The sequence below is a fragment of the Prosthecobacter sp. genome (assembly GCF_049294395.1).
GTDB lineage: Bacteria > Verrucomicrobiota > Verrucomicrobiia > Verrucomicrobiales > Verrucomicrobiaceae > Prosthecobacter.
The window spans coordinates 1-8477 of sequence record NZ_JBAQCR010000146.1 but is presented as its reverse complement, the minus strand read 5'-3'; the positions used below and the strand labels follow the sequence as shown (position 1 = coordinate 8477).

Below are 8477 nucleotides of genomic sequence, written 5' to 3'. Positions count from 1 at the left end.
CTGCTGGACAAGGCGCTGCGCTCGGCCCGGCCACCCACGGCGTATGTGGTGGCGCGGGCGATGCATGTGCTCACGGTGATGATGTTTCTCACGCAGCGTGGCAAACGCGTGCCGCAGGACGTGGCGGTGATCTCACGCGATGACGAAACGTTTCTCCAGCACACGGTGCCGCCCATCACGCGCTATGCGGCGAACACCGGGCAGTTTGCCCGCAGTGTGTGCAAGGCCGCACGGCAGCTCGCGGAGTCCGGCTCACTGCCTCCGAAGGCGATGCGGCTGATGCCCAAGCTGATCCGGGGTGAGACGCTGTGAAGGGGCAATGACGAATGACGAATGCGGAACGACGCCAGCGTGGTGGAATGGGAGGGTTTCAATATAGCACTCTTGAGCTTCAGCTCATTCTGAGAGGGGGCGCGCTTCCAGAACGAGTTAAAGATCGTGAGTACTTTCGGGTTTCACCATGACGTCCAGCCGCCGTCCACGGCGAGGTTTTGGCCGGTGATGAAGGAGGAGGCGTCGCTGAGGAGGAAGGTCACGGCACCGGCGATCTCGGGTGCCTGGCCGACGCGGCCAAGGGGGATTTTTTGTGCGAGGCGTTCGACGAATTCGGGCTGTTGAAACTGGATTGTGGGATTGGGGAACGGGCCGGGCGAGATGCTGTTGCAGCGTACGCCCTGCCTGCCCCAGTGCACGGCCAGATAGCGCGCCATCTGCTGGATGCCCGCCTTGCCGACACCGTACTCGATGGGGTTCGGATTCATGGGCGCGGCATACACTGAAGGATCTGGCGAGACGCTGCCATACATGCTGGAGAAAAGAACCATGCTGCCCCTGCCCTGCTCCGCCATGTGCTGACCGACGGCGCGTGCGAGTGCGAAGGTGGCGGTGAGGTTGCCGTGGTTTGCCATGTCAAAATCTTCGGCGGTGAGATCCTCAAAGCGTTTGGCGGTTGAGGCATAGGTCATCACCACGAGGCCGTGTGGCACGCCATGCAAGGCGATCTGCTCTTGAATGAAGGCTTCAACAGCGGCGGTATCGGCGGCGTTGAGGGAGGCGGCGCTCACTTGAGCCTGCAGGCCGGATGTTTTGACCATGTCTGCGGCGCGGTCTGCCAGATCCACGCATAGAACGCGGGCCTGCATTTCGGCGAGTTGTGTGATGACGGCTGCGCCGAGATAACCAGCGCCGCCAAAGACCCAGATGCTGCGTTCATTGAGATCAAACGGATGAGGAGAGTACATGGGTGGCAACAAGGCCAGCGCATGTCATCGGGCTCAAGGGTATGTCGCTGGTCTGTTGTCTGAGCCAGATCAGCGAGGCTTGGGTGATTTTGAGGTGGAGGGTGGAGGCCGCCTGCTTGTAAAGCGGCGTGCTGTAAACGCTGGGGCATGGGTGCGTCCTCGCAGTCGGGCGGTTTGGCGAAGGAGGGTTTGTTGTGATGAAGAGTGTCCTGCCCGCCAAACACGCCCAACCTACGTCCAGAGTCGCATGCAGACGGCGAACTGGCACGGGATCGCGGCAGATCCCGTGCTTTTTATTCTGTGTCAGCGCCGATGCCGAAGCATCACTTTGCCACTTCCTTCTTCTTCACCGGGTAGGAGCCGGGAGATTTGGCAAACTTCTGCATGCATTCCGTGCAGCAAAAAGCGACAAAGCCCTCGTCTGTCTTCACTCGATAAATGGGACGCGCCGGCTTATGGTCCACCGGGCATTCGTCATTGATGGGCCAGGCGGCGAACACGGTGGCGGTCATGGCCAGACTGAGCAGCAAAGGAGCAAGAAGCGATTTCATGGATGGGAGTCGAGTTGGAGTTGGTGCGCGTTACTCCATGAACGCACAGCTTCCCTGTCCTCATAGGCCATCGCAAATCCCGCCCATGGATGCGCAAGGCAAGCACAGTGCGGAGCGGTGTCGTGAACTCGCCCGCCGCTCCAAGACTGTCACAATTCTGCCTCTTCATCCTGCATTCGTCGTTCGACATTCCGCCAATCCCCCGTTCTTTCTCGCTTGAACCCGCCATTTCGGCGCGTTTAGAAGTCTTCTCTCCAACCACATGATTTTTCTCGCCGATCTGCCCGCACCCAGCCGCATGGGGGACATCCTCATGGCCTTCCTGAGCATTGTCTTCGAAGGCGCCCCCTACATTCTCATCGGCACGGTCTTTTCAGGGATCATCGACGCCTTCCTGCCGGCCAAGCTGCTGGACCGGGTGCTGCCGAAGAGCAAGGTGCTGGCGACGCTGATCGCGGGCTTTCTGGGGCTGGTGTTTCCGGTGTGCGAGTGCGCGGTGGTGCCGGTGATCAGGCGACTGGTGCAGAAGGGGCTGCCGCTTTCCTGCGCGGTGACGTACATGCTTTCCGCCCCAATCATGAACCCCATCGTGGCGATCAGCACGCTGACGGCGTTCAAGGAGTTTCAGGGCTTGAGCTGGGCCACGGCGGGCAATGCGACGATGACGATCGCGCGTTTGTCGCTGGGCTACCTCGTGGCGGTGATCGTGGGACTGGTGGTGCTGCGCTTCAAGCCGGGCCAGGTGCTGCGGGCGAGCATTGCCAACAAGATTGCGAATGCAGCGGCTGAAGACGATCACGGCCATGTGCACGCTCCGGCTGCCAACTTCAATGGCAAGCTGGTGCACGCCATGCGCAGCTCCATGCGCGACTTTCTGGACACGGCGATGTACTTCGCCATCGGCGTGGCCATCACGTCGGTGTTCAATACGCAGATCAATCAGGGGCTGCTGAACACCGTGGCTGGCAATGACTGGCTGGCCGTCCCTTCCCTCATGGGACTGGCTATCGTGCTTTCCCTTTGCAGCACCTCGGACGCCTTCATTGCCGCGCCAATGACGGCCTTCTCCATGGCGGCCAAGCTGGCCTTCCTGGTCTTCGGCCCGATGATGGACATCAAGCTGCTGTTCATGTACTCCAGCGTCTTCCAGCGCAAGGTGGTCGTATCTCTTCTGATCGGTCTCTTCATCCTCATCGGTCTGCTTTCGGGGCCGTGGATGAACCTGATTCAACATCTCTACATCAAACCCTAAACTGCCATGAGTGGAACCCGCACCCTCGTTCATCTTCTCAGTGTCGCCATGCTCCTGCTGTGGGCCGGTGTGCTGCTGTATTTCTACATCAGCGGTCGTCTGATCAATTACCTGCCGCCGGATGGCATCTTCCGTCCGATGGTGCTGGTGTCCGGCATCGGCCTGGCTGTGCTGGGTCTCTTCAACTTGCTGACGATGGGAGCTGAGGACGCGGGATGCGAAGGGCATGACCACTCGCATGACGACCATGATCACGATCACAAGGATTGCGGTCACGACCACGCGCACAAGCATGGCGAAGGCTGCGGACATGATCATAGCCACGACCACAAACACGGCGCCTGCGGCCATGATCATGATCATGAGCACGCCCATGAGCATGGCACCTGCGGACACGATCATGATCACAAAGACTGCGGCCATGACCACTCGCACGATCATGCGAAGAAAGAGGGCTGCTGCGGGCATGATCACGGGCACCACCATGGCCACAGCCATGAAGGGCATGCACACGGCATCCTGGATGAGAGCTCCTGGCCGGGCCGGATTGCGGTGCTGCTTATTCTTGCCGCGCCGCTCTCCTGGGCTGCGCTTGCCACGCCGGACCGCTACAGTGCGAACGCGATCGTTAACAAGGGGCTGTACGACCCGAATTACACGGACACCTCGCGTGCGGAGCAGTTCTCGCTGCAAAAGAAGACCAAGAACGCCGGGCAGCCGGTTGCCGCCGCCACGACGGCGAAAGTCACCACGGAGAAGGTGGCCGATCAGCCTCCCGCCATGGTCAGTCCACAGACTCTTGGAGCGGCTGGAGCCCCCACCAAGCCCGTCAACACGCCGCCGCCCGGAGTCGCCGCAGCCTCTGCCGCCGCCGCAGAAACCAAGACGCCGCCGAAGAACATCCCGCCGCCAGCGCAGGCATCCAAGAGCTACGGCACCTTCACGCTCGAAGATCTCAAGAAGCAGGTGCCGCAGAGCAAGGAGGGCAACTTCATCCTCGAAGTGCCTGAGCTGTACTACACCGGTGGGGATGTGGAAGTGCAGAAGGTGCTGACCGGACAGATGGTCGAGACCGTGGCACAGATCCTGCCGGAGAAAGTGAACAATGCTGACGGCCATCGCCTGCGCATTTTCCGCATGCTGGTGCAGTGCTGCGCTGCGGATGCCCGCCCCTACTCCGTGCCGGTCGATTTCGGCAAGAAGGCCCCTGATTTCAAGGACATGACCTGGGTCAAAGTCGTCGGCAAAATGGGTTATAAAAAGGAAGGGACGCAGACCGTCCCGATCATCGAGGCCACCAAGGTGGAAGAGACCACCGCGCCGGATAATGCGATGATTTACTGAGCCTTCCGCTCAAGATTAACCTTTCGTCCGGCCCGCTTCTCCGCGTCACGGCGGAGCGGTCACGGAGAGATGCACAAACATCGTGCTGGCCCCATTCATGGGGAGGACGGCTTTGACCTGCTGCGTCGTGCCGTCATCACTGAGCACGGTTTGCGTGACGCCGCTGCTGCTCCACGAGGCTGCGGAGAGCGTGGCGTTCCATTCCACGGTGAAGGTGGTGCCTGCATTCGCGGCGGCGGTGCTGCGGGTGTAGGTGTACTCGTAGTTGCCGCCGTTGATGGCAGAACTCACGGGCAGTTTGCTGGCCGTGGCGGGACTGAGATTGAGAGCAAACTCAAGCAGGTTGCAGATGCCGTCGTTGTCGGCGTCGGCGGTGTCTGCGGCAGGGCCGCTATCGAATGGAGCGCCGAAGGCCTGCAGCCGCCACTGCTCCACTTTGCTCAGGCAGGCGACAAACACGAAGTACTGCGCCTGTGAATAGCCGTCCTGGGCGGTCACTGTCACCTGGATGGGGTTGCCTCCCACTCCAGGCACAAGAGGGATGGCGCTGGTAGCGGTGCCGGAGGCCACGGCCTGACCATTGACGGTGATGGAAGCATGGCTCTCGTTGACCGTGGGAGTGATGGTGATGGAGGTGACGGTGCTGTCCAGCACTACCAGATAGGAGGACGTGCTGCTGTTAAACGGCGTGTTCAGCGCGCCAGTGCTCACAGCCAGACCGCTGAGAGTGGCGTCGCTGCTGGGCAGCGTCTCGGCAGCCGAGGAGGTGGCCACGAGGCCGAAGCTGTGGTAGGCATTTGGACCGGCAACCACGCGCATGAAGTTTCTGCCGGAACCCACCGCCACGGGAAGGCTGCTGTTGACGGTGCTGTTGCTGCCGAGCTCGCCATCGGCGTTGTAGCCCCAGGCGGCCACGGTGCCGTCGCTGCAGCGGACCATGCTGAAAGGGCCTCCTGCGTTCATTGAGGCGATTGTTTTGCCAGCCAGCACGATGCTGGTGTTCACGGCCACGGGGACTTTGCTGTTGGTGGTGCCGCCGATGCCGAGCTGGCCGTATTCGTTGCTGCCCCAGGCGACGAGCGTGCCGTCGGAGCAGAGAGCGAGGCAGTGGCAGTACCCGGCGTCCACTGCCACGACGGTTTTTCCAGCTAGGACAGTGCCGACGGTGGTAACGGCCACGGGTACGTTGCTGTTGGTCAGGGAGTTGTTGCCGAGCTGGCCGTTCTCATTGCTGCCCCAGGTAACGATGGTGCCGTCGTCGCAAAGGGCGATGTTGTGGTAGCCGCCGGCAGCGATAGACACCACGCTTCTGCCAGCGAGCGGCGTCCCTGCGGTGGTGACGGCCACTGGCACCCGGCTGCGTGCGGTGGTGGTCTGATTGCCGAGCTCGCCACTGTCGTTGCGCCCCCAGGCAACGAGCGTGCCGTCGGTGCAGAGCACGAGGCTGTGGAAGTTTCCAGCGCCAATGGCCGCCACGGACCTGCCCGCCAGAGGCGTGCCTGCGGTCACTACGTCCACGGGCAGCATGCTGTGACTTTCGATGGGATTGGCCAGCTGGCCGTCGCCGTTGTTTCCCCAGCCGACCAGGGTGCCGTCTGAGCACAGGGCGAGGTTGTGGACGGCACCGGCGGAGACTGCCACTACCACCTTCCCTTGCAGCGGGGTGCCGATGGTCGAGACCATGCCGGGGACGGTAGTGTCGGTCAGGGAGTTGTTGCCGAGCTGGCCTTCGCTGTTGAAGCCCCAGGCGAAAAGGCTGCCGTCTGAGCACAACGCCAGGCTGTGCCCCGCACCGGCTGTGAGTCCCAGCGGCGTGAGTCCGTCCAACGCGGCACCAGCGGTGGGCACCGCCACTGGAAATCTGCGGTGGGTGGTGGTGCCGTCGCCGATCTGGCCGACGCCATTGTTGCCCCAGGCCATGAGGCGGCTGTAAGCCCAGATGAGCACGAGGTCATTGCCGGTGCCGCCGTAGTAGCTGGCTACGAAGGGGTAGGTCACGCCATTGTAGGTGAGATTGACGAGCTGGCCCTGTGTAAGATTGCTGAAGGTACCGCTGATGAAGCCGAGGCTGGTGTTGTTGACCACAGTCAGGGTCGTGCCTGGTGCGGGAGCGTAGTTGAGGGAGACATTCACCGCACCGATCGCGGAATAGCCGTTGGCGGTCATCGGTACGTCGCTGGCTGAGGCAAAAGCTATCGGCCACGTCGGAGGAGAGGGACGGGTGACCGTGAGAGTGTAGGTCCAGGTCGAAACGGTGTCCGTCGCAGTGACGAGCACGCTGATGGTGTTTTCGCCGTAGGAGAGGGAGATGGGGCTGCTGGGGCTGCCTGAAGTCAATGGGGTGCCGTTGACTCTGAGGGAGGCATTGCTGTCCGTGGCGGTCGGAGTGACGGTGATGCTCGTCGTGTCGGAGGACACGGCTGTTGTGTAATTGTTCCCGCTGCTGGTGAATGCTGGAGCCAACGTGCCGCTGCTCGCAGAAAGGCCGCTGAGGGTGGCGTCGTTGTTGAGCGTGGTGAAGGTCAGATCTGCGCCGTTGATGGTGCCTGCGCCATTGACTGCTTTGGCGCGGAAGTGGTAGGTGACGCCCGGGCTCAGTCCGGTCAACAGCGTTGAGACCGGGGTATTGCTGCTGCCGGTGATGGTGCCGGGGGCAGCAGCAAGGCTGAGGCCGTAGGCCGTGGTAGTGCCGAGGTCAAAGGAGGCTGCGGTGGAGACGCCACTGGCATTGAGGGTCCCGTTCAGTGTTGCGCTGGTGGTGCCGATGGCGGTGGCGGCAAGGGTCAGCGCCGTGGGTATCGGCAGCGGAGCGGCGGTCAGGGCCAAGGTGTGCAGTGCATAGGGGCCGCCGGCAGCACGTACGAAAACTTCTCCCGCTGTCAGCGGACTTGTACTCACCGCCACGGGGGCACTGCTGCCGGTGGTGCTGTTGTTGCCAAGCTGGCCGCTGGTGTCCAAGCCCCAGGCGGTCAGAGTGCCGTCCGTGCATTGAGCCATGCTGTGACGCGCACCCGCCGAGATGGCAGACACTGTTTTGCCATTCAATGCGGAGACTCCACTGGCTGTGCTCACCGTTACGGGCACGTAGCCGTTGTTCGTGGTGGTGTCGCCGAGCTGACCAAAGGCATTGCTGCCCCAGGCGACCAGACTGCCATCCGAACACTGCGCCATGCTATGGGCGTAGCCTGCCATGATGGACACGACGGATTTTCCGAAAAGTGCGGATCCTGAGCTGGCCATCACCGCCACAGCCACCGGAGAGTTCGTGTAAAACTGGGCGGCGTTGTCGTCGCCGAGTTCACCGTTGATGTCATTGCCCCAGGCCATCACGGCTCCATCGGTGCAGAGGGCCAGACTGTGCAGCCCGCCTGCCGCCACGGCCACCACACTCCTGCCATTCAGAGCAGAGAGGCCGCTGGCCGCATTCACTGCAACGGCGGCACTTCGCGGTGAGGTCGTGTTGTCGCCGAGCTGGCCGCTGGTGTTTGCCCCCCAGGCAGCCACGCTGCCGTCAGAGCATAGCGCCAGATTGTGGCGCGCTCCTGCAGCCACGGCCACCACTGTTTTGCCAAACAGGGCTGAAATGCCGCTGCTACGGTTCACCTGCGCCGGGGCGTTGCGCTGCGTGGTGGTGGTGTCTCCGAGCTGATAATAAAGGTTCTCACCCCATGCCACCACGGTCCCATCCGAACACAGCGCCAGACTGTGGCTCTGCCCTGCCGCGATGGCGATGACCGTTTTCCCGTAGAGCGCCGAGATCCCGATGCTGTTGTTTACCATCACCGGTGCAAGGCGATCCGTCGTGGTGTTGTCGCCGAGCTGGCCGCTGGTATTGGCCCCCCATGCTGCAAGCGTGCCGTCAGAGCAGAGTGCCAGGCTGTGTTTGGCACCCATCGCGAGGGACAGGATCGTTTTGCCGGCCAGCACACCGGTGGCGGTCACGGACACGGCGGTGTTGCGCTGGGTCGTGGTGCCGTCCCCCAGTTCGCCATCGCCATTGTAGCCCCAGGCCAGGGCGCGATTGCCGGCCCATTGCAGCACCAGATCGTTGCCTGTGCCGCCATAGTAGTTGGCCACGAAATTGTAGGT

At 62.2% G+C, this 8477-nt stretch carries 6 protein-coding genes; 3 read left to right on the top strand and 3 right to left on the bottom strand.

Annotation, left to right across the window (positions count from 1 at the left end):
- A partial coding sequence (locus tag WAW39_RS09560) for a substrate-binding domain-containing protein (protein WP_422318159.1) occupies positions 1 to 312 on the top strand: 312 nt, incomplete at its 5' end.
- A 143-nt stretch (positions 313 to 455) separates the two neighbouring features.
- Here WAW39_RS09560 and WAW39_RS09555 read toward each other — a convergent pair.
- Both WAW39_RS09555 and WAW39_RS09550 read right to left on the bottom strand, forming a co-directional pair.
- Positions 456 to 1241, bottom strand: coding sequence for an SDR family oxidoreductase (locus WAW39_RS09555; protein WP_422318157.1), 786 nt, complete (start codon positions 1239 to 1241; stop codon positions 456 to 458).
- A gap of 323 nt (positions 1242 to 1564) precedes the next feature.
- Entirely contained in the window at positions 1565 to 1792 is a 228-nt protein-coding gene (locus tag WAW39_RS09550; RefSeq protein ID WP_422318155.1) for a hypothetical protein, read from the bottom strand.
- 262 nt (positions 1793 to 2054) lie between these two features.
- Here WAW39_RS09550 and WAW39_RS09545 point away from each other — a divergent pair, with 262 nt between their 5' ends.
- Both WAW39_RS09545 and WAW39_RS09540 read left to right on the top strand, forming a co-directional pair.
- The gene (locus tag WAW39_RS09545) at positions 2055 to 3044 is read left to right on the top strand and encodes a permease (RefSeq protein WP_422318153.1); all 990 of its coding nucleotides are present in this window, start codon (positions 2055 to 2057) and stop codon (positions 3042 to 3044) included.
- Between the two features lie 6 nt (positions 3045 to 3050).
- Entirely contained in the window at positions 3051 to 4388 is a 1338-nt protein-coding gene (locus tag WAW39_RS09540; protein ID WP_422318151.1) for a hypothetical protein, read from the top strand.
- A 45-nt stretch (positions 4389 to 4433) separates the two neighbouring features.
- Here the strand turns inward: WAW39_RS09540 and WAW39_RS09535 are convergent.
- Positions 4434 to 8477: cadherin-like beta sandwich domain-containing protein (locus WAW39_RS09535; RefSeq protein WP_422318149.1), on the bottom strand; the 4044-nt coding region annotated here is incomplete at its 5' end.

Excerpts from the sequence above, each read along its gene's own strand:
- WAW39_RS09555 (WP_422318157.1), bottom strand. The coding sequence starts at position 1,241 with ATGTACTCTCCTCATCCGTTTGATCTCAATGAACGCAGCATCTGGGTC.
- WAW39_RS09550 (WP_422318155.1), bottom strand. The coding sequence starts at position 1,792 with ATGAAATCGCTTCTTGCTCCTTTGCTGCTCAGTCTGGCCATGACCGCC.
- WAW39_RS09545 (WP_422318153.1), top strand. The coding sequence starts at position 2,055 with ATGATTTTTCTCGCCGATCTGCCCGCACCCAGCCGCATGGGGGACATC.
- WAW39_RS09540 (WP_422318151.1), top strand. The coding sequence starts at position 3,051 with ATGAGTGGAACCCGCACCCTCGTTCATCTTCTCAGTGTCGCCATGCTC.